The following is a 26,975-nucleotide window of genomic DNA, read 5'->3' on the forward strand; positions in this document are numbered from 1 at the left end:
GGCGTGTCCGAATTTTTGTGTAAACGGGTCGGACTTCAATTGACGGAGATGCGGTCTCCGAACTGAATGGTAAAGCGGGTCAGCGCGGCCTTCCAATCGTGGATGGGCATGGTCCACTTCTGGCTGATGTTGCGCAGCGCCAGGTAGAACAGCTTGGTCAGCGCCTCGTCGCTGGGGAACAAGCCCCGGTTCTTGGTCAGCTTTCTCAAGCTCATGTTGACCGACTCGATGGCATTGGTGGTGTAGATGACCTTGCGGATTTCCGGCGGGTAGTCAAAGAACGGGATGAGCCGGCTCCAGTTCCTGCGCCAGGACTGGCCGATGGGCAGGTACTCGGCATCCCATCGGGCCTCGAACTCTGCGAGCATCAGTTCGGCCTCCTCGGCGGTGGTGGCCGTGTAGATGCGGCGCAGGTCGGCTGCCACTTCCTTGCGGCGCTTGCATGAGACGTAGTTCAGGCTGTGGCGCACCATGTGAACGATGCACAGTTGCACCACCGCCTTGGGGAACACCGCCTCGATGGCGTCCGGAAAGCCCTTGAGCCCATCGACACAGGCAATGAAGATGTCCTGCACGCCCTCCAGCGGCTCGCTTGGGGAAGATTTCGCTGAGGTAACCTGACCAGCGTGCCGCGTTGTCGCCAGTTCGATAGCCATGTGCGGTGGCCCACGCCAGAACCTTCTCGATGCGAGACCGAACCCGCTCGGCGGTTTCATTCTTGGTGCGCCAGATCGGTTCGATGACCTTCTTCACGTGTGCCACCTTGATGTTCTGTACCGCCAAGTCTCCGATAGTGGGGTAGGCGTAAGTTTCCAGCGTTGCCGACCACTGGGCGGTGTGCTTCGCGGACTTCCAGCCCGCCTCATGGCTGCGAATGAACTCTGCCGCGCACTCCTTGAAGGTTTTGTTCATGGCTTGCTCTGCCTTCTTGTGGTCACGCTCGGCCAGCGGGTCAATGCGGTCATCCAGCAACACGCGAATCTTGCGCGCCCGCTTGGTTGCTTCGTCGAAGGAGATTCGATGCACGGGGCCAAGGCCCATGACGCGGGTCTTGTTGTTCAGGGTGCAGCGATAACACCAGGACTTCACCCCCTTGGGCGTGACTTGCAACAGGAACTCAGCGCCGTTGATGCGGTAGAGCTTGCGGGACGTGCCACAGGCGGCCTGGTCGATTTGGTCTTGGATAGTTTTGGGGTTTCTGGCTTTCATGGGGGTCGATTGAACTCACAATTCGACTCACAGAAAACCTTGCCGCAATAGCGGAAGTGCCCGGCGGAAAGCGGTTGACTCAACGCGCTAACCCGTTGTCAGCATTAGGCTTTTGTCGGATGCTGGCGGCTACCGGGCTGCGACGCTTCTCGCGTCCACTCCGCCATAATTGACTTGCAAAAGTCCGTTGCCGAGAGTTTTAGCAACCGTCTTTAAAGCAACATAAAAAGCCGCAGCGATGAATCGTTGCGGCTTTTTTGTTTAGGTTCGCCCGAACGCCAGAGCGAGTTCGCCGAATCGCCCACCGGGCCGCCACGTCACGGCCGCTCTAGGCTGCGTACTACGCAAGAAGCAACCGTACCTGGCAGCATTCGCCCCAAAAATCATTGCACTGCCCAACCGGGGGATGGCTGAGCACGCGATGCTGTGCCTACTGCAGGAGATGCACTGCATCAACGTCGCGCCATGCTTTAAGCAACCGCCCCCGTCTCCCGCAACAACTGGATTTGGGCTGGGGTATAACCCAAGCCCTCCAGCAACTGCGCAGTGTGCTCGCCTTGCCGGGGCGGATCGAGGCGTACGCCCAGGCGTTGCCCGTCCATGCGCAAGGGGAACAGCGTGGTGCGCACTGTCTGCCCCGCCAGTTCACCGTCTGGCAGAGTGATGTCGACCAGGCCTCCGCTGGCGTTGAGGTGTGGATCGTCGTAGAGCTGCTCGGGCCGCATGATGCGTGCGTAAGGCAAGCCGTTGCATTCGAACAGCTCCGACAGCTCAGCCACCGTGCGTGAGGCCAGGCGCTGGCGCAGATCAGGCAGCATGGTGCCTCGGGCGCGCACGCGGTCGTTGTTGGTCGCAAGCTGCGGATCAGCCTTCAGATCAGCAAATCCCAGCGCATCGCAAAAGGTGTTCCACTGTGCGTCACTCACTGCGGCAAGGAAAATCTGCTCACCATCCTTGACGTTGAACACGTCGTACAGTCCCCACGAGGAAATGCGCTCAGGCATGGGCGCCGCAGGCTGGCCGGTGATGGCGTACTGCAACATGTGCTGGCCGACGAGGAAGACGTTGTTCTCAAACAAGGCAGAATCAATCTCCTGCCCACGCCCGGTAATGCCACGCTGCATCAACGCCGCCATGGCGCCAATCGCGCCGAACATGCCACCCATGATGTCGTTCACGCTCGCCCCCGCGCGCAGCGGATCGCCGGGGCGGCCGGTCATGTAGGCCAGACCGCCCATCATCTGCACCACTTCATCAAGCGCCGTACGGTGCTCGTAGGGACCAGGCAAGAAACCCGTATGGTTGACATAAATGAGGCGGGGGTTGTCCTGGCAAAGCGCGGCATAGTCCAGCCCGAACTTGGCCAACGCGCCGGGCTTGAAGTTTTGCAGCACCACATCGGCAGACAGTGCCAATTTGCGCGCTGCCGCCTGTCCCTCGGTGTGGCGCAGGTCGATGGTGATGCTTTTCTTGTTGCGGTTGAACAGCGGGAAGAACCCTGCCCCCGCCCCGAGCAAGTGGCGCGTGCGATCGCCCTCGATGGGCTCAACCTTGATGACCTCCGCCCCCAGGTCGGCCAGCACCATACCGCAGGTGGGCCCCATCACCATGTGGGAAAACTCTACGACGCGCAGGCCCGCCAGCGGCAAGGGCGAGGAGTCGGCGGTTGATGCAGCAGCTTGCATGGATGGCATGGGCACAGAGGTTGACAACGGGCGCGAGCATACGCGCACGGCCCACCCAGACGCCCTGCCGCAGCGTGGCGGGGCCGCAACACTTGTTACACAGCCCCCTCATTTTTCCTAGGCAGCGCATGTGCACAGAGGCTTTGGAGCTATTAAACTTGTAGCACAACGGATTCCGGGCTATAGTCCGGCCATCCTGGCAGGCTTGGCCTGCCTGACTGCTCAACTACAACTGCGCAAGGAGAAGCGTCCATGAGCTCCAAGGAAAACGCCGCCATCAACCAGCTGTTCGAAAAGCTCGAATGCCGCTATGCGCTGCGTGTGCTGTGGGCCCTGCGTGACGGCCACCCCCAGACCTTCCGCCTGCTGCAAGACAGCGTGGGCGGGATCACGCCCAACACGCTCAACACCCGTATCAAGGAGCTGCGCGAGGCCGGTCTGGTGGACCATGGCAGCGAGGGCTACACCGTCACACCCACCGGACAGGATCTGCTCAAGCGCCTGTCCGATCTGCAGGCTTTTGCCACCCGCTGGGCCGGTGGTCGCACCAAGAAGTAAGCAGCAAACGCCAATTCTCTACCTCGAGCCCGCGCCCCTGCGCGGGTTTTGGCTTTTTTGGCCACCAGGGCTTATGGCGCCTGCGCTAGCAGCTCTTTTAACAATAGCACCAGAAAGGAATTCCCATGGCATTCACCACCACCACTTCCGGCCTGCAGTACGAAGACACGGTCGTCGGCAACGGCGCCGAGGCCACGCGCGGCGCCCAAGTGCGCGTGCACTACACGGGCTGGCTCTACAACAACGGCCAGCAAGGCGCCAAGTTTGACTCCAGCCGCGACCGCAATGATCCGTTCGTATTCCCTCTGGGTGCCGGCATGGTGATCAAAGGCTGGGACGAAGGCGTGCAAGGCATGAAGGTGGGCGGTCAACGCACGCTGATCATTCCCGCAGAGCTGGGTTACGGCGCCCGTGGCGCTGGCGGCGTGATCCCGCCGAACGCCACGCTCAAGTTCGACGTGGAACTGCTGGGCGTCTGACCGACCCGATTTTTCTGGCTAAGCGAACAGCGCCCGCTTGAGGCGCTCGTACTTGGCCTCACCCACGGCCTCGCGAATCTTGGGCGCCAGGGCCACCAGATCGTCAAAACCGGAGGAGCCCTCCACCGCGAGGTTCAAGCGAAAACCCTTGAGCCCCAGGGCACCCGTCAGTTCGGTGGCAATCGGGTAGGCATCCTGGTAGCGCTCCTTGGGCGAACGCTCAGCAGCGGGGGCCTGCACATCACTGGCCACTTCGGCCGCCGCTGGGCCTGTCGCGGGTGCCAGCAAGCCTTGCTCCACCATGGCCTGCACGTCGTCGCGCGTAATGCCCATGACCGCCGTGGCGGCCAACACCTCGTCAATGCTGCGCTGGCCATCGAACAGGAGGAAGGCCGAGCGCTGGCGTTGCGTCAGACTGTGACTGCGCTCTTTGAAAGCCTGCTGCCCCTGGGCGGTTTTGACGAGTTGCATGGTGTCCCTGACAGCGCGAAGGCGCTGCTTTGCTGGTACACAGCATGGCACAAACCTGCCCCACAGGGGTATCGGGGTTTATCCATACGCATGCTTACATCTCCAACCGAATGGCCGGCTGGGGTGGCGGCGGGCGGGTGATGCGACTCACCAGCAGTGCCGCCAGGAACCCTGCGGGCACGCCGAAGACCCCTGCGGAAATCGGCTGAATGCCAAACCACAACCCACGGGCCAGCATCCACGGTGGCAAGGCGGTGCGCAACGCCGGCACATGCGAGAGGATGTAATACAGCGCCACCGCCAAGCCCACCAGCATCCCAGCCACCGCTCCTTTGCGCGTGGTGCCACGCCAAAAGATACCCAGCACCATCACAGGCACAAACGCCGAAGCCGCCAGGGAGAACGAAGCCGACACCAGCGGCAGAATGTCCGAAGGCTTGAGCGCCGCCACGAACGCCGCAGCCAAAGCCACAGCCAGCAAAGCGAATTTGGTCAGAATCACGCGCTGCTCGGGCGAGGTGTGGCGCGTCTTTTCCTGGAAGTACAGGTCGCGCACCAGAGCATTGCTGATGGTGAGCAGCAAGCCATCGGCCGTAGACAATGCCGCCGCCAGCCCGCCCGCTGCCACCAGTCCGGAGATCACGTACGGCAGGCCGCCCAATTCCGGCGTGGCCAGCATGATGAGGTCAGCGCCCAGGCGGATCTCGCCGAACTGCACGATACCGTCGCCATTTACGTCCTCCACCGAGAGCAGCGCCGCATCTACACGCGCCCACTGGGCGATCCAGTTGGGCAACTGATCGAAGTGGCTCCCCACAAGGTTGTGCATGACCTCGTACTTCACCAGCACCGCCAGCGCGGGCGCGCTCACGTACAACAAGGCGATGAAGAACAAGGACCAAGCGACCGACGCACGCGCACCTGCCACCGAAGGCGCCGTGTAGTAGCGCGTGAGCAGGTGGGGCAGCCCTGCAGTGCCCACCATCAGGCAAAACATGAGGGCCAGGAAGTTGCGCCGCGTGTCCTGAAAGTCCTCGCGCTCCTTGGGTGTGCCGTCCGGATCGCCAACGAAGGCCTGGCTGTGGCGCGGCAGCCCACCCAGCAGACGGGCACGCTCGTAGTTCTCCACCATTTCGCGCGTCCAGCGCTCGCGCGCCTGGGCTTCATCGCGCGGCATGGAGGCCAGCTCGCGGCTGGCCGCAACAATCAAGCCCACATCGGCATTGCTGGCACGCAGCTGGTGGATGCGCTCGCGCGCCGCCTCGCGCTCGCGTGCCAGTGCCGCGCCAACGTCGAGCAGCCGACGTTCGTACTCCATGCCACGTTGCAGGTAGGCGCGCACCACCTGGTGCTCGGTCTCGGACAGCAACAGTTGCTCTTCCATCCGCTCGATCTGGCTGACCTGCTTGCCATAGACCAGTGTTGCCAATGGCGTGCCAAGCTGCTGGTAGGCCAGCCACGACACCGGGATCAGGAACGCCAGCAGCATCACCACATACTGCGCTACCTGCGTCCAGGTGATGGCGCGCATGCCACCGAGGAAGGAGCACAGCAGCACACCGCCCAGGCCGAGCATGATGCCGATCTCGAACTGCACCCCCGTGAGGCGCGAAGCGATCAGCCCCACACCATAAATTTGCGCCACCACATAGGTGAACGAACACAGCACGGCCGCCAAGGCTGCGATCACGCGCGGCCAGCGCCCGCCAAAACGCACCTGGAAAAAATCAGGAATGGTGTACAGATTCATCGCCCGCAGGTGCGGCGCGATGAGCATGGCCACGAGCACGAAGCCCCCGGTCCAGCCCAGTACGTACGCCAGGCCACCAGGCTGGCCTGGCGTACCCGAAAAGCCCTGCAGGTACAGCGCGCCGCCGAGACTGATGAACGAGGCCGCACTCATCCAGTCGGCAGCGGCGGCCATGCCGTTGTACATGGGCGGTATACGCCGCCCGGCCACGTAGTACTCCTCGGCATCCGTGGTACGGCCATACACGCCAATGCCAGCGCAGACCATCACCATGATGAAAAGGAAAATCGGCCCGATCCAGTGGCGCGACAAGCCACGCTGCTCGGCCCAGGCCATCAGCGCCAGAAAGCCTAAGACACCCAGAACGTACAGGCCCAGGATGCGGTGCAGGCGCCAGAGATAGGCGCGCTCCGAGGCTGGCCCCTTGTCAGCCATGGTTCTTCTTGGCTGCCATGGCTCTCAGCCGCCGCCTGCGCGCACGGATGCCGCCTGGGCCGCTTCCTGCCGCTCGAAGCGGCTCATGGCCACGCAGTACGCGACAACGATGACCATGAAGAACAGTACAGCCCCCTGAGCGGCCATCCAGTACCCCAGCGGCCAGCCCGCGACGAGCATCTGCAAGTCTCGTGCGAAGAAGCAGGCCACGAAAGTCACCAACGCCCAGGCCAGCAGCAGCCCCGCCTTGAGCCAGAGGTGGCGCGCATCGTGCAGATCGGGCGCGAAAGGCGCACCCGGCGGCATGCGGCTCGTCTGGACTCCTGGGGGGGCGGCCGTTGGCAGGGGCATAGGGGTCAGCCCGCGGCGAGCTGCTGCCAGGTGGCGATCACGCTGTCGGGGTTCAGCGAGATCGAGGCAATGCCCTCATTGGCCAGCCACTGTGCGAAGTCCGGATGGTCGCTAGGGCCCTGGCCGCAAATGCCCACGTACTTGCCCTGGGCCTTGCACGCCGCGATAGCGCGGCTGAGCAGGGCCTGCACGGCAGGGTCGCGCTCGTCGAAGTCGGCCGCCAGCAGTTCCAGGCCGGAGTCGCGATCCAGGCCCAGGGTGAGCTGGGTCAGGTCGTTCGAGCCGATGGAGAAGCCGTCGAAATACTCCAGGAAACGCTCGGCCAGAATGGCGTTGCTCGGTACCTCGCACATCATGATGACCTTGAGCTCGTTCTCGCCACGCTTCAGGCCATGCGCCGCCAGCAGCTTGGTCACCTTATCAGCCTGGGGCAGCGTGCGCACGAAGGGCACCATCACCTGCACATTGGTCAGGCCCATGTCGTTGCGCACGCGCTTGAGCGCCTCGCACTCCATGGCGAAGGCCTCGCCAAAGTCCGCGCTGATATAGCGCGCCGCGCCACGGAAGCCCAGCATCGGGTTTTCTTCTTCGGGCTCGTAGCGGCTGCCGCCGATGAGCTTGCGGTACTCATTGCTCTTGAAGTCCGACAGGCGCACGATCACCGGCTTGGGCCAGAACGCGGCGGCGATGGTTGCCACGCCCTCGGCCACCTTGTCCACGTAGAAAGCACGCGGCGAGGCATGGCCACGCGCCACGGACTCGACGGCTTTCTTCAGGTCGGCATCAACGTTCGGGTAGTCGAGGATGGCCTTGGGGTGCACACCGATGTTGTTGTTGATGATGAACTCCAGGCGGGCCAGACCCACGCCCTGGTTCGGCAGCTGGGCAAAGTCGAAAGCCAGCTGGGGGTTGCCCACGTTCATCATGATCTTGACGTCGATGGCCGGCATTTCGCCCCGCTGCACCTCGGTCACCTCGGTTTCCAGCAGGCCGTCGTAGATCTTGCCGGTATCACCCTCGGCGCAGCTGACGGTGACGAGCGTGCCGTCCTTGAGCTGCTCGGTGGCATCGCCACAGCCCACCACGGCCGGAATACCCAGCTCGCGCGCGATGATGGCCGCGTGGCAAGTGCGCCCACCGCGGTTGGTCACGATGGCACTGGCTCGCTTCATCACCGGCTCCCAATTGGGGTCGGTCATGTCGGTCACGAGCACGTCGCCGGGCTGCACCTTGTCCATCTCGCTAATGTTGTGCACCAAGCGCACAGGACCCGTGCCAATCTTCTGACCAATGGCGCGGCCCTCGGCCAACACAGTGCCGTGGCCCTTGAGCTTGAAGCGCTGCTCGGCCTGGCCCTTGGCCTGGCTCTTCACGGTCTCGGGGCGGGCCTGGAGGATGTAGAGCTGGCCGTCGGTCCCGTCCTTGCCCCACTCGATGTCCATGGGGCGGCCATAGTGCTGTTCAATCACCAGGGCGTAATGGGCCAGTTGCTCGACTTCGGCGTCGGTCAGCGAATAGCGGTTGCGCAGCTCGGTCGCCACCTCGATGGTCTTGACCAGCTTACCGGTGGCCTGCTTTTCCTCGGGCGAGGAGAACACCATCTGAATCAGCTTGCTGCCCAGGTTGCGGCGGATCACGGCACGCTTGGAGGCCTTGAGCATGGGCTTGTGCACGTAGAACTCATCGGGGTTCACGGCGCCCTGCACCACGGTCTCGCCCAGACCGTAGCTGCTGGTGATGAAGACCACGTCCTCGAAACCGGATTCAGTGTCGATGGTGAACATCACGCCAGCCGCACCCAGGTCAGAGCGCACCATGCGCTGCACGCCGGCCGAGAGCGCCACCACGTCATGGGCGAAGCCCTTGTGCACACGATAGCTGATGGCACGGTCGTTGTAGAGCGACGCGAACACTTCCTTCATCTTGTGCAGCACGTCGTCGATGCCCACGACGTTCAGGAAGGTTTCCTGCTGGCCGGCAAACGAGGCATCAGGCAGATCTTCCGCCGTGGCCGACGAGCGCACAGCGAAGCTGGCCTTGTCGTTACCCGCCACCAGCGTGGCAAAGGCGTCGCGCACGGCCTTTTCGAGGTCAGCCGGAAACGGCTGGTTCTCCACCCAACCACGGATCTCGGCGCCCGCCTCGGCCAGCGCACGCACGTCCTCGGTGTCCAGGGAAGCCAGGCGCTGGCTGATGCGGTCGGCCAGGCCCTCGTACTTGAGGAATTCGCGGAACGCATGCGCCGTGGTGGCGAAGCCCGTGGGCACACGCACGCCTTCGGGCAGTTGGGAGATCATCTCGCCGAGGGAGGCGTTTTTACCGCCAACGACCTCGACGTCGCTCATTCTCAGGTTCTCAAACGGTACGACCAGGGCGGTCGCCTCGAAGCGTGCAGACATGGGAAAGCTCCAGAAGTTAAAAAACCGGCCTCGCGTCCGCCCGTGTGCTGGGGCGGGTACACGCGCATGCGCAGGGCCAAGCTTTGCTGTTCTGGTTGTCGGCGGCCGCTGAGCATGGTGGGAATTTGGGAATAATGGGCGCCATTCTATGCCGCAGCCCCCGGGGCTTGCTGGCGGTCTTTTATCCCCCGTCCTCTTCCCGCCCATGCGCACCGTCTTTTTCATCTCCGATGGCACAGGCATCACTGCCGAGACATTTGGCAAAGCCATCCTGGCCCAGTTCGAACTGAAATCGCGCCACGTGCGCCTGCCTTTCGTGGACACCGTGGACAAGGCCCACCAGGCTGTGCGCCAAATCAACCACACCGCGGAACTGGAGGGCCGCAAGCCCATCGTGTTCACCACGCTGGTCAACATGGAGGTGCTGCAGGTCATCCATAGTGGCTGCAAAGGCATGCTGCTGGACATGTTCGGCACCTTCGTGCATCCGCTGGAGCAGGAGTTGGGCATCAAGTCGCACCACCGCGTGGGGCGCTTTTCCGACGTGACCCGCTCTAAGGAATACCTGGACCGCATCGAGGCCATCAACTTCAGCCTGGATCACGACGATGGCCAGAGCCACCGCGACCTGGCCGGTGCGGACGTGATCCTGATCGGCGTCTCGCGCAGCGGCAAGACGCCCACCAGCCTGTACCTGGCGATGCAATGCGGCCTGAAAGTGGCCAACTACCCGTTGATTCCCGAGGACTTCGAGCGCCGCCAGTTGCCCCCGGCCCTTGTGCCCTATCGCGCCAAGATTTTCGGTCTGACCATCCAGCCCGAGCGGCTGAGCGAAATCCGCAACGAACGCCGCCCCAACTCGCGCTACGCCAGCTTGCAGAACTGCCGCCACGAAGTCAGCGAAGCCGAGGCCATGATGCGCCGCGCAGGCATTCGCTGGCTATCCACCACCACCAAGAGCATCGAAGAAATCGCCACCACCATCCTGCAGGAAGTGCGACCTGAGCGGCTGGTGTATTAAAGCCCCCCTGACCCGCGCTCGCCACGCTGCGCGTCACGGGTAGGGGGACACCCCAGCGCAGCCGCGCGGCCGGCTGAGGCCCTTGCGCAGCGTCTGCTGGCCTGGGCTGCCCCCTTTTCACAGGCTGCGAACGGTGGGTCGCCAAGGGGTACTCATTGCAGGGAAAAACGGCCGTAGCGCTTATGCAGCAAGCGCTGGAAGCTATCGTTTTTGATGACGATGGGCGAACCCGCGACTTTCCGGCCTCACTTCAGCACGAAGCGCACATTCGCCGCCTTGCGGCCCGGCAGCGTCACCAGCGCCACCACCTTGGCGCCTGGCGCCACCTTGAACGCGCCCTGGGCCTCCAGCGTGCCCGCGCCGGCGGGGGCCAGCGTGGCTTCGGTTTTCTCGCTGCCGTTCAGCAGCGTGAGTTTGGCGCTGGCGCCCTCGGTCTTGGCGGGCTGGCCATGGTCGCTCAGGTACAGGGTGATGCGCCCGGGCTGGGCCACCAGTTCGTACTCCATGTCCGCCGCCTGGGCCAGCACGCCGCCGTGCTGCGGCGCAGTGGCGTGGCTGTCGCCATGGGCATAGGCCGGCAGGGCAGTGCCCAGGGCAAGTGCGAGGGCCGCCAGGGCGGCGCGTGTGGGAGCGAAGTTCATGGGAAAAGTCCTTTCATGTGAAACAAGGCCGACGGTCAGAAGGCCTCGACGCTGTCGTGGTTCAACAGCCGCTCGGCGTCGCGGCGGCCAAAGAGCCAGAACAGGGCCGGGGTGAGGAAGGTGTCAAGCAAGGTGGCGCTGATGAGGCCCGAGAAGATCACCACCGCCACCGGGTGCAGGATCTCGGTGCCGGGGCGCTCGGCTTCGAACAGCAGCGGCGCCAGTGCAAAGGCCGTGACCAGCGCGGTCATGAGCACCGGGCTGAGCCGCTCCAGCGAGCCGCGCACGATCATGGCGTGGTCGAAGCCCTCGCCCTCGGTGCGCATCAGGTTCAGGTAGTGGCTCACTTTCAAGATGCCGTTGCGCACCGAAATGCCCGCCAGCGTGATAAAGCCAATCAGCGCCGCCACCGACAGCGGCTGCCCCGACACCCACAGACCCAGCACCGCGCCCACCAGCGCCAACGGGATGTTGCCCATGATGAGCAGCGACAGCCGCACCGACTGGTAGCGCGTGTACAGCACCGCGAACATCAGCGCCAGCGACACGATGGACAGCAGCCCCACCAGGCGGCTGGCCTCCTCCTGCGCCTGGAACTGTCCCCCCAGGGTGACGAAGTAGCCCTCGGGCAGCGGCGTTTGCGCCACCACCTGGCGGATGTCGGCCACCACCTCCGACAGTGCCCGGCCCTGCGCATTGGCCGACAGCACGATGCGCCGGCGGCCATCATCGCGGCTGATCTGGTTCGGGCCGTCGCCCTCCTCGATGCGCGCCAGACGCGCCAGCGGCACGCGGCCCCGGGGCGTGTCCAGCAGCAGCTGCTGCAACCCTTCGAGCGAACGCGCACCGTCGGGCAAGCGCACCACCAGGGCAAAGCGGCGCCCGCCCTCCACCACCTGGCCGACCTTCTCGCCCTCCACCAGGGTTTGCAGTGTGGCCAGCACCTGGGCGGCGCTCACGCCGTACTGCGCGGCCGCGTCGTAGTCCACGCGCACCGTCACCTGCGGCGCCAGCACCTGTTTTTCCACCTCCAGGTCGGCCAGACCCGGCACACCTGCCAGGCGGGCGCGCAGGGCCTCGGCCTGGCCACGCAAGGTGTCCAGATCCTCGCCAAACAGCTTGATGGCAATTTGCGAGCGCACGCCCGAGAGCATGTGGTCGATGCGGTGCGAGATGGGCTGCCCCATCGAGACCGCCGCCGGCAGCGGTGCCAGGCGGGCGCGGATGTCGGCCTGCACCTCGGCCATGCTGCGGCGCATCTGTGCGGCGGGCAGCAGGCCCACGTCGAGCTCGCTCACGTGCACACCTTCGGCGTGCTCGTCCAGCTCGGCACGGCCACTGCGCCGTCCCACGTGCGTGACCTCTGGCACGGCACGCACCAGGCGCTCGGCCTGGCGCGCCACGGCGGTGGACTCGGCCAACGTCACGCCCGGGTTCAGGCGCAGCCCCACCAGCAGCGTGCCTTCGTTGAATGGCGGCAGGAACGTAGTGGGAAACAGCGGCACCGCCGCCCCTGCCAGCACCACGGCCGCCGCACCGGCGGCCACGGCCGCGCGCGGGTGGTGCAGTACCGCCTGCAAGGCACGGCGGTAGCGCACCTTGAGCCAGGCCAGCAGGCGTGTATCCCCATGGTCCAAGTGCTTCATGCGCGGCAGCAGGTACAGCGCCAGCACCGGCGTGACGGTGACCGACACCAGCAGCGACGCCAGCGTGGAGACAATGAAGGCCACGCCCAGCGGCACAAACAGCCGCCCCTCGATGCCCGGCAGCGCGAACAGCGGCAGGAACACCAGCACGATGATGGCCGTGGCGTAGACGATGCCCGAGCGCACCTCCAGCGACGCCAGCTTCACCACCTCCAGCGGGTGCAGCCGCGCGCCCGACGTTCGGCTGCGGTCCAGTTTGAGGCGGCGCAACACGTTTTCCACATCCACCACGGCGTCGTCCACCAGGCCACCGATGGCAATCGCCAGCCCGCCCAGAGTCATGGTGTTGATCGACAGCCCAAAGTAGCGGAACACCAGCGCCGTCAGGAAGATGGACACCGGAATGGCTGTGAGTGCAATCACCGTGGGCCGCAGCGTGCCCAGAAACACGAACAGCACCAGCGCCACGAACACCGAGGCACCGATGAGCTTGCCCTGCAGCGTGTGCACCGAGGCCTCGATGAAGCTCGCCTGGCGGAACGTGACGCGCGGCGCCTGCATGCCGGCGGGCAGGGTCTTGGCCAGGTCGGCCAGCGCGGCCTCAATGCGCCCGGTCAGGGCAATGGTGTCGGCCGTGGGCTGCTTCTGGATGCCCAGGATCACCGCGGGCCCGCCCTCGAAGCCTGCATCGCCGCGCTTGGTGGCGGCAGCGAACGTCACCTCGGCCACCTGGCGCAGCAGCACGCTCTGGCCGCCGCGCGCGCCCACGGCCAGGTTCTGCAGGTCTTCCAGCCGGGCGGTGCGGCCCAGGTGGCGGATCAGCACCTCGCGCCCGTTGCGCTCCAGAAAGCCGCCCGAGGTGTTGGCCGAAAACCCTTTGAGTGCCGCCGTGAGCTGCTCGGGCGTCACGCCCAGCTGCGCCATGCGCACGGTGTCGGGCTGCACCTGGAACTGGCGCACCTCGCCGCCAATCGGGATGACCTGCGCCACCCCGGCAATCGACAGCAGACGCGGGCGCAGCACCCAGTCGGCGTACTCGCGCACGGCCATGGGGGTGGTGCGCGCCTCGTCAATCGGAATGGCCACCATCATGATCTCGCCCATGATGGAGCTGACCGGACCCATGCGCGGCGCGGCGCCGGGCGGCAGGCCCTCTTCCATCGACGACAGGCGCTCCGACACCATTTGGCGCGCGCGGAACAGGTCCACGCTCCAGTCGAAGGTGACGTAGATGAACGACAGCCCCGCGCTCGATGTGGAGCGCACGCTCTCCACGCCGGGCAGGCCGTTCATGCTGGTTTCCAGCGGGAAGGTGATGAGCTGCTCCACCTCCTCCGCCGCCATGCCCCCGGCCTCGGTCATCACCGTGACGGTGGGCTTGTTGAGGTCGGGAAACACATCCACCGGCGTGCGCGACAGCGTGTACGCGCCGTAGGCCATCAGCACCGCCGCGGCCATCAGCACCAGCAGCCGGTGCGCCAGGCTTTTTTCTAGCAACCACTTGAACATGCGCGGCTCCTCAACGGACCTGGTTGACCAGCGAGGCGGCCTCGGTCACCACGCGCTCGCCCGCGCGCAGCCCCGAGGTCACCGCCACCCGCTCGCCGTCCAGCGGCACATGGCGCACCACACGTGGCTCAAAGCGCTCGGGCGCCGTTTTGACCCAGACGATGCTCTGGTTCGCCGCGTTGCGCTGCAGCGCGGCCACCGGCACCGCCATGCCCGCGACCTTGGTGCGCGTTTGCGCCACCACGCGCACCGGCTGGCCCAGGGCCAGGGGCGCCAGGACTTGCGCCTCGGCCGTGAACGACAGGGGCAGTGCCTGCTCGCGCAGGCTGCGGGCCGCCCCGACAAAGCGCAGGGGCAGCGCCTGCCCGCCCAGCGCCAGGTAGGCGCTGGCGATGTCCTGCGCCTGCGCCGGGTCGTAGGCCAGGGCCTCGATGCGCAGGTGGCGCGGGTCCACCACCTCAAACACCAGCTCGCGCGCATCCACCACCTGCCCCGCCACGGCGTTGGCCGAGGCAATGACCCCGCTGGCCGGCGCCACCAGGGCATCGCGCTGCTGCAGCCCGGCACCCACAGCGGCCAGGCGCTGGGTCAGGCTTTGCAGTTCGGCCTCGGCGGCCTCGATGTCCTTGCGTGCCACGGTGTCGGCCAGCGCCTGCAGGCGGGCCACGCGCTGGCGCGCCAGCCCCTGCGCTGCGCGCAGCTCGGCCTGCTGTGCCCGCTGGTTGGAGCGCTCAATGGCCCCCGCCGTGGGCACCACGTAAGCCAGCACCTCGCCCTTGCGTACTGCCTGCCCCAGCACCGGCAAACCGCGTGGCCCGGCCTCCAGCCGCCCGGCCAGGGTGGCTTGCACCTTGCCGCCCGCATTGGGGTCCATGGCCACGGTGCCGGCCAGCTCAAACGCCTGCGGGTGCTCTCCCGCCTGCACGGCCAGGGTACGCACGCCCAGCTGGTGCTGGGCAGGCTTGGGCAAGAACACGCTGCCATCGGGCAGGCGGCGCGGGCCGTCGCCGCTCACTGCGGCGGGGGCGTTGTCGTGGCCTTCATGGGCAGTGGTCGCCAGGGGCAGGCCAACGGCCAAGGCGGCCAGCAGCCAGGCGGCAATGGGGTGGTTGCGGCGCGTCATACGGCACCTCCCACGCGGGCGGTGGCCTGGGGGGCCGCACGGCGGCCACGCCACGCCCACAGGGCCGCACCCAGCGCCGCCAGGGCTCCGGCGGCACCGGCCAGCCAGCGCATACGGCCGCCGGTGCCTGGCGACGGTGCCGCGGTCGGTGCGTGCCAGTCCAGCGCGCCCGCCAGCAGGTCGCTGTCATCGCCCGCGACCACGGTGGCCGTCACGGGCAGGCTGCCTTCGGTCAGGGGCGCAGCCAGTTCGGCGCGGTATTCGCCGTCGCCCACGGGGGTGACAGCCAGGCGCTGGCCGGCCAGTTCCAGCTCCAGCTGCGCGCCGGGCACGGGGCGGTTGTCGTCGGCCCGGTCGAGGTACAGGGCCAGGGTGTGGCCGTTAACCACGCCCACCAGCTCAAACAGCTCGGAATCGAGGGTGAAGCGCGGCGCCGCCTGGGCAGGCGCGGCGGCGGGGGCGTTGTCATGCCCGTCATGGGCCTGGGCAGGCAGTGGGGCCTGGCCCAGCAGCAGGGCCAGGAGCGGTGCCAGCAAAGGGGCCAAGAGAGCGGCTGGTAAAGCAGCCAGGGCGTTTTGGTGTTGCATGGTGGTCCTCTGCAATCTCACAAAATGAACTACGGTTTTGATAGCTGCCAGCGCTTTCTACACAAGGGCTGGAGCCCGTTTTTATTGAAATATGGCGCTGTGCTCACTGCGGCAGTAGGCCCAGCGCCTGGCGCAGCGCCGAGAGCGCGGCCGCCGCTTCGATGCGTGCGCGGGCCAGCTGGCGCTCGGCCTGGGCGGCGTCCTGCTCCACGCGCAAGCGCGTGGGCCAGTCGGCCTCGCCCAGGGCAAAGGCCTTGGCCACGAAGCCGCGCGTGGCACGCGCCAGCTCGGCATGGCGGGCCATGGCCTCGTGCTGCGCCGTGGCAGCACGCGCGCGCGCCTGGGCGGCCTGGATGTCGGCCGCCAGGCGCTCGCGTTCGCGCTCGGCGCGGGTTTCCAGCTCCAGCGCCTGGGCCAGCGCCGCCGCCTCGCGTGCCTGTGCGCGCACACCCGCACCCAGCGGCAGGCGCACACCCAGCGTGATGGACTGCTGGTAGCGTTCGTCCGCCGTGCCACGCTCGCGCGCCGCCGAGAGCGACAGCTCCGGATTGGCGCGCCCCTGCACCGCCACCAGCTCCGCCTGGCGCCGCGCCACGCGGGCCTGCTGCAGCCAGTCGGCCAGGGCCGGATGTGCCTCGGGCACGGGCAGCGGCTGCGCCAGCGAAGGCGCCGGGCTGGGCTCGGGGCGGGCCGCTGCATCAGGCGGTGGGGGCACGGGTGCGCCCACCAGGGCCTGCAGCACGAGCTGCGCGGCATCGCTGGCACCCTGGGTTTCGGCCAGCAGCGCCTGGGCCTGGGCCACGCCCGCCTCGGCCTGGAAGTGCTCGGCGCGTGCCATGTCGCCCGCCTGGTAGCGGCGCGCCACGTCGGCGGCCAGGGCCTGGGCGCTGGCCAGCTGGCTTTGCGCCTGCGCCAGGTCGCTGCGGGCACGCTGCCAGCCCCACCAGGCATCGCGAACGCGTGCGGCCAGTTCCAGCTGGGCGGCCTGGGTACGGCTTTGGGCCGCTGCAAGGGCGGCATCGCCCAGGGCGGCTTTACGGGCACGCTCGCCGGGCAGCCACAGCGGCAGCGCCACGCCCACGGTGGCCTCGCGTGCGCCCTGGCGGCTACCGATACGGTCGGTCTTGGCCTGCAGCTCCAGCGCGGCGGGCTCGGGCGTCCAGGCGTCGGCGCTGTCGCGCTCGGCCTGTGCGGCCTGCTGGCGCAGTTGCAGGGCCTGGGCCTCGGGCTGGCGTTGCCACGCCTGGGCAAACAGCGCGGGCAGGTCGGGCGCTGCAGACACGGCAGGTGCCAGAGCCGTCTGCGCCACGGCGGCCGGTGCGCCTGCTGTCAGTGCCCAGGCGCACGCCCAGGCCAAGCCCCCGGTAAGGGGCCGGAAAAATAATGTGCGGTGATAAAGCATCCGATGTTTCTCCGATGGCGAAGCCATGGGGTGAAAACCGGCAAGACAGGGTGCGCCGCGCCGCCAGGGCGCACAGGCGTCACACGCGAAAAGAAGGGGGCTGCCCTGCCCCGCTGGCCTTGCCGCTCAGGCCAGGACGCGCCAGTTGGGGCGCTCGGGGCGGTGCGGGCTGGGGGACTGCAGCAGCGGCAGGACGAAAGGCGCGGGGCGGGTACCCGCAAGGCGCAGCGGCGGCGCTACGGCGTCCATGTGCAAGGCATTGCCCATGCCGTGGCAGGCATGGCAGTCCATGTCGGCTCCGGCCTTGGCAGCACTGGCGCCCGCGCCATCGGCATGGCCCTCGTGGCCCTCGTGGTGCGCGTGCACATGGTGGCCAAAATGCGCCACCGCAGGCACCGCCTCATGCGTGCAATAGCTTGCCGCCACCGCCCAGACGGACTGGAGCGGCAGGAAAGCCAGGAGCAGGAGGACGAACAGGCGACGCATGGCGAGCAGCATTCTATGCCCAGGGGCCAGGTGCGTGCCGCTCGCCCCTGCCAGCCACGGCCAGCCACGGCCACCAGAGTCACGACCAGGGCAACGGCTCAGGGCCTGGCCTGACTCGTCCAGAAACCAGCATAAAAACTCGCTCTAACGCTTGCCAGAAAAGCGCTGGCAGCTATTAAAAAAGGAGTTTCACACCGGCACTCACACCACGGTCAAATGCTCCAGCGTCGGATCGCCCGGGGGGTAGCGCAAATCCAGGCGCTCCAGCACGGCCTTCAGCAGCGTGGCGATCATGAGGTTGCGGTGGGTCTTGGAATCGGCGGGCACGATCGTCCACGGCGCCCAGGGCGTGTGCGTGGCCGCCAGCAACCGCTCGTAGGCGCGCTGGTAACCGTCCCACTGCGCGCGGGCGGCCAGGTCGCTTTGGTCGAACTTCCAATGCTTGGCGGGGTCATCCAGGCGCTCTTGCAGGCGCTGGCGCTGCTCTTCCTTGCTGATGTGCAGCATGAACTTGAGCACCACCGTACCGGTCTCGCTCAGCAAGCGCTCGAAATCGTTGATATGCGCCAGGCGCTGCTGGTGCTGCGCCGGTGTGATCCAGCCGTTGACCACGGGCACCAGCACGTCTTCGTACTGGCTGCGGTTGAACACCGTGATCTCGCCCGCTGGCGGCACCTGCTGGTGAATGCGCCAGAGATAGTCGCGCGCACGTTCAGGCTCGGTTGGCGCCTTCCAGCCCACGGTGTGTACGCCCAGGGCGCTCATGCGGCCGAACACACCGCGAATCGTGCCGTCCTTGCCCGCGGTGTCGGTGCCCTGCAGCAGCACCAGCAGCTTGTAGCGCTTGTCGGCGTAGAACAGGTTCTGCAGCGCGTCCAGCGCCACAGCCAGCGCCTCCACGGCAGCCTTGTCCTCCGCCTTGTTGCCCAGGGAAAAGGGCTTGGCACCGGCGTCGAAGCGGCGCAGCGACACCGGCTGGCCCGGCACCGGCTGCCAGGCCTTCCAGCGTTCGGCCAGGGTCCGGTCGCGCAGGTCAAAGTACACAGGGGCGGTTGCCGTGGCGGGCGTAGCGGACATGGCGGCTCCAAATTCAAAGCGGAGGGTTGGGCGCACGCGGCGCGGTTGCATGGATTGTCACCCCGGGCTATGCGTCAGGCGGCCAGACACCCGGTTGATGCGCAGGGTGCGCACCTTGCCAGGCACAGCGCCCGCCGCGCATTGCAGGGGCTGCAAGCCACGGGCAACCGAATGGAAATGGTGGAAGAAATCGAGCTGGTGAATGACGGCTTGCGCCCCAGAGCAGACTTCGACCTGCCTGGACTCGCTGCCGGGAAGATGTCGATGTCACCCAACGGGTAAGCTGAGTGGAGAGCACCGGTGTGGCCCTTGGACCGCCGGATAGATGATCTCAACTCCAGGAGGCTCGCCAAGTGCCATACTGGTGCGAATCAGCTCCAGCGATTCAGGACGAGCAAGAGCATCGCTACTTCAGAAATCTCATGGAGAGACTTCACCGTACCCGTACATTGCTGAACAAGGGGCGTGTCCGAATTTTTGTGTAAACGGTTCGGACTTCAATTGACGGAGATGCGGTCTCCGAACTGAATGGTACAAGATACGCTCTAATCCACGTAGGGCTAACTGTCGGTTCAACGCGAACGGTTAACCTGGGCGTTGAATGTCTGCTTCTCGATCCCACCAGCGGCGGCTCATGGCCGCTTGCACTCATGACTGGCATTCCAGTCCCGCGAAAAAGCCATCACACGTTTCACCGACTTCAAGCACTCATGCCTCGTCAACGATCCGTCATTTCAGCAACGACCAATCCTCCTTTGCGGCCCATGAAAGCCACTGATGCGTATCGGTGAGCTGGCGGCACTTACAGGATGCACGCCAAAGGCGCTGCGCTTGTACGAAACACGCGGTTTGCTGGGCTCCGTGGCACGGCAAGGCAGCTACCGCCACTATGGCCCCGAGGATGTGCAGCGCGTGCAATGGATCCGCCAGGCGTTGGCGCTGGGATTTCGCTTGGCTGAGCTGCAACCGCTGCGCACCATGGACACACCGGAAGGTGCCGCAGCCGTCTTGGCCCTGCTCCAGACGCGGCGCCAGGCCATCGCAAAGGAGATGGCCCGGCTACAGGCCGCTGACGCCGCGCTGGCAGCATTGGTCGCGGAGCTTGGCACCTGCAATGGTGAGAACACATGCCGCACGCTAGAGCAGATCACCGCCTGACGTAGCACTTGACCTTGCCCCACAGGGCAATGTGATGCTGGTGGCTTGTTCACTCCGTTCGCCGCTTCTCCAGCATGTCTCGCCGCATTCTCATCATTCTCGGACAACCTTCTTCCAACAGCCTGTGCGCTGCCTTGGCGCGCACCTATGCCGATGCTGCGCGCCAGTCTGGTGCCGAGGTACGCCTGTTGGAGCTGGGGAAAATGGCCTTCGATCCCATCCTGCACAACGGATATGCGCACATTCAGCCACTGGAACCCGACCTGCTGGACGCACAGGCAAGCATTACCTGGGCGCAGCACCTCGTGTGGGTCTATCCCATCTGGTGGGGCGGTCTGCCGGCGTTGCTCAAGGGTTTTCTGGACCGCATCTTCCTGCCGGGCTTTGCCTTCAAATACCGCCCCAACTCCGCGCTGTGGGACCGCCTGTTGACGGGTCGCAGCGCAGAACTGCTGGTGACGATGGACTCCCCGCCCTGGTACTACCGCTGGGTGCAGCGCCAGCCTGGTCACCGGCAAATGAAGCAGGCCATCTTGGAATTCAGTGGCATCCGGCCCGTGCGCGTGCACAGCTTTGGCCCCGTCATCAAGTCCAGCGAGGCCACGCGCGCGGAGTGGCTCCAGCGCGCCAGCGCACTGGGTTATCGTGCAGGCACTCGCTGAAGCGCTTGCTTCTGCGTCCACCCCATCCCTCAGCGCATCGGCTCAAGCCCCCAACAGCCTTGCCCCGCCGCAATGGCCTTTGGGGCGCGGCGGGCACCTCTGCGCATGCCATTCGGCGCTACCGCCGCAGTTTGGGCCGTTCATGATCGAGAAACTTGAATTCAACCACCTTCGCATGCTCAGCGCCCTGTATGAACAGGGGTCGGTTTCCGCAGCGGCCGAGGCGCTCGACGTCTCCCAGCAAGCCGTGAGCTTGCAGCTCAAGCGCGTCCGGGAGATTCTTGGCGACCTTCTGTTTGCGCGAACCAGCCACGGCATGGTGCCGACCGCCTATGGCCAGCTGATACAGCCGCATGTGCGGCAGTTGCTGGCGCTGATCCACGCGCTGCCGCTGCCGACATCGCTGCGGCTAGAGGACATCGAGCGCACCGTGAGCATTTCCGCCACGGACTATGCGCAACGCATCATCGTTGGCGACCTGGTTCGGGCGCTACGCCGCGCAGCCCCCAAAGTGAACGTGAAAATCTCGAACATCGAGAGCGCCACCTTGGTCCGTCGGATGCAGGAGGGCGAGATCGATGTGGCCCTCACATCGAACGGCTACGTGCCCGAAGGCCTGCTGTCGCTCCCGCTGTGGACGGAAAGGTATGTGTGCGTCGCAGGCAGGCCCCTGACCGACGGGCCTGGCGTGCTGGACTTGGCGTCGCTGGTGGAGCACGATTTCCTGGTTGTCTCTCCGGGCGTGCCGAGCTTCGACGGCTCGGCTGGCAGCTGGTTTGAGCAGCAGGGGCTGCGGCGTCGGGTCGTGGCGTCAGTGCCCTCGTTCTTCATGGCGATGGAGTACCTGCGCCAGTCCGACATGGTGGCCCTCATCCCCTCTCGGCTGCTGCCTGGCGCGGGGCTGTTCGAGGTGCCGCTGGCGAAGTATCCGCCGGGCTTCCAGGTGGTCGCGGCCTACCGTCCTTGCGCTATGTCTGACCCCCTGCAGGCGTGGGTGCTCGACTGCGTACGGGCCCACTGCGCAGCCGCAAGTTAGCCCCCGTTGTACACGCTACAAGCGTGCCGCCATGGTGCGCTGCGTGCGCCGTTTTTAAGCTGTCGAGGATCGCAACCTCTACATGGAATGGCATATGAGCACACAACGGGTCAATCCCGCGCACCTCTACGACGGTGCGCCCATCGGCATGTCGCAGGCCACGGTGGACCCGGCATCCGGGTTCGTTTTTGTCTCGGGCCAGGTTGATTGGGATGGCAACGCGCGCGTCCGGCACGCCACGCTGGAAGACCAGGCTGAAGGGGCCATCCAGCACCTGGCCTCTGTGCTGAACGAGGCGGGTGCCTCGCTGGAAGACGTGCTGCAGCTTCGGGTGTATGTCCGCGGCGAGCTGGCCGACGCCATGGCGCAGGTGGCGCCTTCACTTGCCCGCCACTTCGGTGCTGTCCGTCCGGCCTTGACCGGCATCGGCGTGGCATCCCTGGCCTCGCGCGACACGCTCATTGAGGTTGAAGCCTTGGCCAAATTGCGCCGACACCCAGGATGATTCGCACGAAATCGGCGCACTGGGCTGGCCCGGCGAGGCCATGGCGCTCCTCTCGCGGGCAATTGGAGAACCTGCATAGCCCCCCCGCAGCGGCCACTAGCGCATTTGAAACAGCTCCTGGTGGAACGCGTCCTCGGGCAGCCCCTGGGCCACCAGGTCGGCGCGCAGCGCCTGGCCAAAGCCCGCCGGGCCGCAGAACCACACGCTGGCTTCGCGCCAGCCCGGCACCTCGGCGCGCAGGCGCTCGCCCGACAGGCGGCCATCGCGCTCGCTCACCAGCACATGCAGGCGTATGCCTGCGGCCTGGGCGTCGGCACGCAGCTTGTCCAGCGCCTTGGGGTCTTCCACGGCCGTGGGGTGGTACAGGTCGATATCGCGCGGGCCACGGCCTTCGCGCGCCAGGTGCTTCATGCGGGCGATGAAAGGCGTGATGCCGATGCCGGCGCCGATCCAGATCTGCCGCTGCTGCGCCCCTCCGAAGGTGAAGCAGCCGTAGGGCCCCTCGACCACCACGGGCGCGCCCACCCGCAGCTTCTGCGGCAGCTCGGCCGTGTGGTCGCCCAGCGCCTTGGTGACGAAGGAGATGTGCCGCTGCGCCGGGTCCCACGCCGACGCAATGGTGTACGGGTGCGCCCCCTCGGCACGGCTCGACGTGACGAAGGCGAACTGCCCTGGCTGGTGGCCACGCCAGCCCTCATCCAGGCGCAGGGTGGTCTCCAGGATATTCAACGCCGGGAACGCTTCCATGGCCTCGATCGTGCCTTTGGCCTTGCGGCGCGCGCCCACGCGGCCCAGCAACACCAGCATGGCCGACACCGTGCCGGCGGCCGTGAGCACGGCCATCACCCAGCCCACGGGCTGGGCCCAGTAGGCGAACTTCACCAGCACCACGGTGTGGAAGGCCAGCACCAGGTAGGCCACAGCCAGCAGCGTGTGCGTCTTGGCGAACAGGCGGTACGGAAAGCGCTTGATCAACGCCAGCAGAATCAACACCACGGCGGCGTAAAAGGCCCATTCGCCGACACCTTCGGCCGTGCCGCGCCAGCTGCGCAACAGGCCCTCCAGCCCGGTCAGCTCAGGGGGCGTGCCACCGCCGCGTTGCGGCTTGGTGAGCCAGCCCCAGCCCACGGCCCATTTGGTGCCCTTGGCCCACAGCCAGTGCACGATGCCCAGCACCAGCGCGCCAATGCCGAGCCACTTGTGCAGGCGGTACATCTTGTCCAAGCCGTCGAGGTGCGGCTCCAGCCACACCGGGCGCGCCGCCAGCACCATGGCGACCGACATCATGGCCATCGCCAGCACGCCGCTGTACTGCACCCACACAGTGCGCAAGGCAAAGTAGCCACCCGCCGGCCACAGCGTGTCGGCCAGCAGGTACAGGCCGCTCAACCCCAAGACCAAGCCCCAGAAAACCCAGGCAACGCGCTTCATTGTGGAACCTCCAATCGTCCGTCTTGCACTGGGTTCAGTTTATTCAGTGCGCCTGAAGAGGCGCTGAATTCATGTGAAAGCAGGTCAACGGGCTTGATCTTGGTCACTCAACGGCGCGCTTACCACCTGCTGCTGCCATGTGCCAGACCTCTTGCACGGGCGGCTTTCAGCCCCTTCACCCGATGCGCCGTGCCCACCACGGCCTGCCCACACGCTACTGCCCCGTCATCAACTGCACAAAGCGGCGCGCGCCCAGCCCCAGCGGGCGCTCCTTGGATCACACCACATCCACCCACAACGAGACGCCGTTGCTCAGGTTGGCGAAGTGCATTTCGGCCAGGGTACCGGCCTGGATGCGGGGCTCGGCCAGGGCGCGAGGCTGCCAGCCCCAGCCCAGGCCAGCCTCGATCAGCCCGAGCGCAGCCAGGTGGTTGTCGGTGCGCCAGTGGTGGCGGGCAAAGACGAAGCGTGGGTCGGTCTGCGTGCCGTCGCGGCTGGCAACGACGATCTGGCGCGTGGTGGTGAGATGCTCCTCGCCCAGCAGCGGCGCGGAGGTTTGCGCCAGCAGCGGGTGGTGCGGTGCGATGACGGCAATCAGCACTTCGCTGCCCACTTCCTCAAAACCTTCGCGGCCGTCGATGCTGGGGCGCTCGAACACCAGCGCCAGCTGCGCGCGCCCGGCGTGCAGCATGGCCACGGCGTCGGCCTGCGGGGCGGCCAGCACTTCCACCTGCAAAAGCGGGTATTCGAGTGCCAGGGTAGCCAGTGCGGCAGTCCAGGGTGCGCCGAGCAGCTCCGGGGCAATGGCCACGGTCAGTCGCTCTTCCAGCCCCTGGGTGAGCGCCAGCGCCTGGGTGTTGAGCTGGTGCAGTTGCCATGCCAGTTGGCGCGCCTGCGGCTCCAGTGCGCGTGCGGCGGCGGTAGGCCGGGGTTCGCGGCTGCGGCGGTCGAACAGTTGCACATCCAGCTCGGCCTCCAGGTGCGCAATGGTCATGCTCACGGCCGAGGGCACGCGCTGCAAGGCCCGCGCCGCCGCCGAGAACGAACCGTGGTCGAGCACGGCAAGAAACACCTGCACGCTATCGGAAGTGAAGGCCATGGCGGCGATTTATCAACTTTTCTGAAACAAGCTGAATTTATATATCAGTCGAATGCACATAAAGTGCGCCCCATGACTGTCAAGACCGTTGCCTCCGCGCCCATTTCTGCCCCTGCCCCGCTGTGGTTCTACCTGCGCGGGCGCCGCCGCCGCGTCATCTACGTGGCGCTGTACGAACTCATCGCCATCGCCGCTGCCACCGCCGGGCTGGCCCTGGTGGCGGGGCAGAGCGCAGGCCACTCGGGGGTGGTGGCCGTGGCGGCCTCGGCCATCGCCATCGTCTGGAACATCGTCTTCAACTGGGCTTTCGAGCGCTGGGAGGCGCGCCAGAGCGTGAAGGGGCGCAGCGTGCGCCGCCGTATCGCGCACGCCATCGGCTTCGAAGGGGGGCTGGTGTTCATCCTGGTGCCGCTGTTTGCCTGGTGGTTCCAGGTGACGCTGTGGCAGGCGCTGGTCATGGACCTGGGGCTTGTGGTCTTCTTCCTCTGCTACACCTTCGTCTTCAACTGGGTGTTCGACACGGTGTTTGGCCTGCCGCTATCGGCACAGCAGGGCTGACGAGCAGGTTTACCGCTTCATTTTCAATAGCTGCTAGCGCTTGCCAGGTCTTTGTTTGCGCATAAAAACAAATGCAAAACAAAGACTGGTGCGCGCTAGCAGCTATGGTTTTTGACGACCTCAGTGGCGGATGATGTGGTCAAACGCCGAGAGCGCTGCCGTGGCGCCCGCGCCTGCGGCGATGATGATCTGCTTGTACGGCACCGTGGTGCAGTCGCCGGCAGCGAACACGCCCGGCACGCTGGTTTGGCCCTTGGCGTCGATGACGATTTCGCCGAACTTTGAAAGCTCGACCGTGCCCTTGAGCCAGTCGGTGTTGGGCAACAGGCCAATCTGCACGAAGATGCCTTCCAGCGCGATCTGCTTGACTTCGCCGCTCTCGCGGTCCTTGTAAGCCAGACCGTTGACCTTGCTGCCGTCGCCCAGCACCTCGGTGGTTTGGGCGTTCAGCACCACATCCACGTTGGGCAGGGTCGCCAGCTTCTTCTGCAGCACAGCATCGGCCTTGAGCTGGGGCATGAACTCGAACACGGTGACATGGGCAACCACGCCAGCCAGGTCGATGGCGGCCTCGATGCCGGAGTTACCGCCGCCAATCACGGCGACGCGCTTGCCCTTGTACAGCGGGCCGTCGCAATGCGGGCAGTAGGCCACGCCCTTGGTGCGGTACTGCTCTTCGCCGGGCACGTTCATGTTGCGCCAGCGCGCACCCGTGGAGAGGATGACGCTCTTGGCCTTGAGCACGGCGCCGTTGTCCATTTCCACTTCAATCAGGCCGCCCGCCGTGGCTGCGGGCTTGAGCGCCTTGGCGCGCTGCAGGTTCATCACGTCCACCTCGTACTCGCGCACATGGCGCTCCAGCGCGGCGGCGAACTGCGGGCCTTCGGTGCGGGGGATGGAGATGTAGTTCTCAATGTCCAGCGTGTCGTTCACCTGGCCACCAAAACGCTCGGCCGCCACACCGGTGCGGATGCCCTTGCGTGCGGCGTACACCGCCGCGGCCGCGCCGGCCGGGCCGCCGCCGATGACCAGCACGTCGAACGCGTCCTTGGCCGAGAGCTTGGCGGCCTCACGCGCAGCGGCGCCGGTGTCGAGCTTGGCGACGATCTCGGCCAGTTCCATGCGACCCGCGCCAAACACTTGGCCATTGAGGTAGACCATGGGCACGGCCATGATCTCGCGCTCGGTCACTTCCTGCTGGAAAGCGCCGCCTTCAATCACGGTGGTCTTGACCTTGGGGTTGAGCACGGCCATGAGCGACAGCGCCTGCACCACGTCAGGGCAGTTGTGGCAGGTCAGGCTCATGTAGACCTCGAAGTTGAAGTCGCCGTCGAGCGCTTGCACCTGCTCGATCAGGTCCTGCTCCACCTTCGGCGGGTGGCCGCCGGTCCACAGCAGCGCCAGCACCAGCGAGGCGAACTCGTGCCCCAGGGGCAGGCCGGCAAAGCGCAGCGACTGCTGGCTGCCCACGCGCTGCAGGGAGAACGAGGGCTTGCGCGCGTCCTGGCCGTCCAGGCGCAAGGCAATCTTGTCGCTGCGCAGGCCCTGGATGGTGGTCAGCAGCTCGCGCATCTGCGTCGCCGTTTCGCTGTCGTCCAGCGATGCCACCAGCTCGAACGGTTGCGTCACGCGCCCCAGGTAGGTGGCGAGTTGGGATTTGAGTTGGTCGTCGAGCATGGCGGTCCTTTGCAGTCTTG

22 protein-coding genes and 3 pseudogenes are annotated in these 26,975 nt (G+C 66.1%); 8 read left to right on the forward strand and 17 right to left on the reverse strand.

Features of this window, described 5'->3' with window-relative positions; translation table 11 throughout:
* Positions 1-35: 35 nt before the first annotated feature.
* The 3 genes and pseudogenes from BN2503_RS09350 to BN2503_RS09355 all read right to left on the reverse strand — a co-directional run.
* A pseudogene (locus BN2503_RS09350) lies at positions 36-578 on the reverse strand (IS256 family transposase); the annotation flags it as partial.
* 97 nt (positions 579-675) lie between these two features.
* Positions 676-1,209, reverse strand: a pseudogene (locus tag BN2503_RS21435) (tyrosine-type recombinase/integrase); the annotation flags it as partial.
* A 470-nt stretch (positions 1,210-1,679) separates the two neighbouring features.
* A complete protein-coding gene (locus BN2503_RS09355) occupies positions 1,680-2,903 on the reverse strand; it encodes a CaiB/BaiF CoA transferase family protein (RefSeq protein ID WP_244893493.1) in 1,224 nt (407 codons plus the stop codon).
* A gap of 243 nt (positions 2,904-3,146) precedes the next feature.
* Between BN2503_RS09355 and BN2503_RS09360 the strand changes: the two genes are divergently transcribed.
* Both BN2503_RS09360 and BN2503_RS09365 read left to right on the forward strand, forming a co-directional pair.
* Complete coding sequence (locus BN2503_RS09360; RefSeq protein WP_054256393.1) at positions 3,147-3,452, forward strand: winged helix-turn-helix transcriptional regulator; 306 nt, start codon at positions 3,147-3,149, stop codon at positions 3,450-3,452.
* 125 nt (positions 3,453-3,577) lie between these two features.
* A complete protein-coding gene (locus tag BN2503_RS09365) occupies positions 3,578-3,931 on the forward strand; it encodes an FKBP-type peptidyl-prolyl cis-trans isomerase (RefSeq protein ID WP_054256394.1) in 354 nt (117 codons plus the stop codon).
* An 18-nt stretch (positions 3,932-3,949) separates the two neighbouring features.
* Here the strand turns inward: BN2503_RS09365 and BN2503_RS09370 are convergent, their stop codons facing one another.
* The 4 genes from BN2503_RS09370 to ppsA all read right to left on the reverse strand — a co-directional run bounded on the left by BN2503_RS09370 (position 3,950) and on the right by ppsA (position 9,337).
* Positions 3,950-4,402 (reverse strand): hypothetical protein, encoded by a 453-nt coding sequence (locus BN2503_RS09370; protein ID WP_054256395.1) that lies wholly within the window; start codon positions 4,400-4,402, stop codon positions 3,950-3,952.
* 94 nt (positions 4,403-4,496) lie between these two features.
* The gene (locus BN2503_RS09375; RefSeq protein WP_054256396.1) at positions 4,497-6,587 is read right to left on the reverse strand and encodes a VC_2705 family sodium/solute symporter; all 2,091 of its coding nucleotides are present in this window, start codon (positions 6,585-6,587) and stop codon (positions 4,497-4,499) included.
* Between the two features lie 24 nt (positions 6,588-6,611).
* Entirely contained in the window at positions 6,612-6,938 is a 327-nt protein-coding gene (locus tag BN2503_RS09380) for a DUF4212 domain-containing protein (RefSeq protein ID WP_082366546.1), read from the reverse strand.
* A gap of 5 nt (positions 6,939-6,943) precedes the next feature.
* Positions 6,944-9,337, reverse strand: a complete 2,394-nt coding sequence (gene ppsA, locus BN2503_RS09385; RefSeq protein ID WP_054256398.1) for a phosphoenolpyruvate synthase — start codon at positions 9,335-9,337, stop codon at positions 6,944-6,946.
* Between the two features lie 205 nt (positions 9,338-9,542).
* On the opposite strand from ppsA, the gene ppsR reads away from it, so the two are divergent.
* The gene (ppsR, locus tag BN2503_RS09390) at positions 9,543-10,358 is read left to right on the forward strand and encodes a posphoenolpyruvate synthetase regulatory kinase/phosphorylase PpsR (protein WP_054256399.1); all 816 of its coding nucleotides are present in this window, start codon (positions 9,543-9,545) and stop codon (positions 10,356-10,358) included.
* Between the two features lie 245 nt (positions 10,359-10,603).
* Here ppsR and BN2503_RS09395 read toward each other — a convergent pair whose 3' ends face one another.
* The 7 genes from BN2503_RS09395 to BN2503_RS09425 form a co-directional block, all read right to left on the reverse strand.
* Complete coding sequence (locus BN2503_RS09395) at positions 10,604-10,999, reverse strand: hypothetical protein (protein WP_054256400.1); 396 nt, start codon at positions 10,997-10,999, stop codon at positions 10,604-10,606.
* 35 nt (positions 11,000-11,034) lie between these two features.
* On the reverse strand, positions 11,035-14,154 hold the full coding sequence (locus BN2503_RS09400) for an efflux RND transporter permease subunit (RefSeq protein ID WP_054256401.1): 3,120 nt from the start codon (positions 14,152-14,154) through the stop codon (positions 11,035-11,037).
* A gap of 10 nt (positions 14,155-14,164) precedes the next feature.
* Positions 14,165-15,277: an efflux RND transporter periplasmic adaptor subunit gene (locus BN2503_RS09405; RefSeq protein WP_054256402.1), complete on the reverse strand. Its 1,113-nt coding sequence runs from the start codon at positions 15,275-15,277 to the stop codon at positions 14,165-14,167.
* Positions 15,274-15,864 (reverse strand): hypothetical protein, encoded by a 591-nt coding sequence (locus tag BN2503_RS09410; RefSeq protein WP_233495038.1) that lies wholly within the window; start codon positions 15,862-15,864, stop codon positions 15,274-15,276. Before BN2503_RS09410 ends, BN2503_RS09405 begins: the two co-directional genes overlap by 4 nt.
* A 103-nt stretch (positions 15,865-15,967) precedes the next feature.
* Entirely contained in the window at positions 15,968-17,173 is a 1,206-nt protein-coding gene (locus BN2503_RS09415) for a TolC family protein (RefSeq protein WP_233495039.1), read from the reverse strand.
* 219 nt (positions 17,174-17,392) lie between these two features.
* Positions 17,393-17,764 (reverse strand): hypothetical protein, encoded by a 372-nt coding sequence (locus tag BN2503_RS09420; protein WP_233495040.1) that lies wholly within the window; start codon positions 17,762-17,764, stop codon positions 17,393-17,395.
* 189 nt (positions 17,765-17,953) lie between these two features.
* On the reverse strand, positions 17,954-18,829 hold the full coding sequence (locus BN2503_RS09425) for a PPK2 family polyphosphate kinase (RefSeq protein WP_054256405.1): 876 nt from the start codon (positions 18,827-18,829) through the stop codon (positions 17,954-17,956).
* Positions 18,830-19,606: 777 nt separating this feature from the next.
* On the opposite strand from BN2503_RS09425, the gene BN2503_RS09435 reads away from it, so the two are divergent.
* From BN2503_RS09435 to BN2503_RS09450, 4 genes are all read left to right on the forward strand, one after another.
* Entirely contained in the window at positions 19,607-19,987 is a 381-nt protein-coding gene (locus BN2503_RS09435) for a MerR family transcriptional regulator (RefSeq protein WP_054256407.1), read from the forward strand.
* A gap of 74 nt (positions 19,988-20,061) precedes the next feature.
* Entirely contained in the window at positions 20,062-20,649 is a 588-nt protein-coding gene (locus BN2503_RS09440; RefSeq protein ID WP_054256408.1) for an NAD(P)H-dependent oxidoreductase, read from the forward strand.
* 142 nt (positions 20,650-20,791) lie between these two features.
* On the forward strand, positions 20,792-21,685 hold the full coding sequence (locus BN2503_RS09445) for a LysR family transcriptional regulator (protein ID WP_054256409.1): 894 nt from the start codon (positions 20,792-20,794) through the stop codon (positions 21,683-21,685).
* 94 nt (positions 21,686-21,779) lie between these two features.
* Positions 21,780-22,190 carry a RidA family protein gene (locus BN2503_RS09450; RefSeq protein WP_054256462.1) on the forward strand — a complete coding sequence of 137 codons (411 nt, stop codon included), beginning with the start codon at positions 21,780-21,782 and terminating at the stop codon, positions 22,188-22,190.
* Between the two features lie 96 nt (positions 22,191-22,286).
* Here BN2503_RS09450 and BN2503_RS09455 read toward each other — a convergent pair whose 3' ends face one another.
* Together BN2503_RS09455 and BN2503_RS09460 are read right to left on the reverse strand one after the other, a co-directional pair.
* On the reverse strand, positions 22,287-23,621 hold the full coding sequence (locus BN2503_RS09455; RefSeq protein ID WP_054256410.1) for a ferredoxin reductase family protein: 1,335 nt from the start codon (positions 23,619-23,621) through the stop codon (positions 22,287-22,289).
* Positions 23,622-23,901: 280 nt separating this feature from the next.
* Positions 23,902-24,720, reverse strand: a pseudogene (locus BN2503_RS09460) (LysR family transcriptional regulator); the annotation flags it as partial.
* Between the two features lie 72 nt (positions 24,721-24,792).
* Between BN2503_RS09460 and BN2503_RS09465 the strand changes: the two are divergent.
* Entirely contained in the window at positions 24,793-25,278 is a 486-nt protein-coding gene (locus BN2503_RS09465; RefSeq protein ID WP_233495041.1) for a PACE efflux transporter, read from the forward strand.
* Between the two features lie 120 nt (positions 25,279-25,398).
* On the opposite strand, the gene ahpF is transcribed toward BN2503_RS09465, so the two are convergent.
* Positions 25,399-26,955 (reverse strand): alkyl hydroperoxide reductase subunit F, encoded by a 1,557-nt coding sequence (ahpF, locus tag BN2503_RS09470; protein ID WP_054256411.1) that lies wholly within the window; start codon positions 26,953-26,955, stop codon positions 25,399-25,401.
* Positions 26,956-26,975: the final 20 nt, after the last annotated feature.

The organism is Paenacidovorax caeni, from assembly GCF_001298675.1.
In the GTDB taxonomy this organism is placed as follows: Bacteria; Pseudomonadota; Gammaproteobacteria; order Burkholderiales; family Burkholderiaceae_C; genus Paenacidovorax; species Paenacidovorax caeni.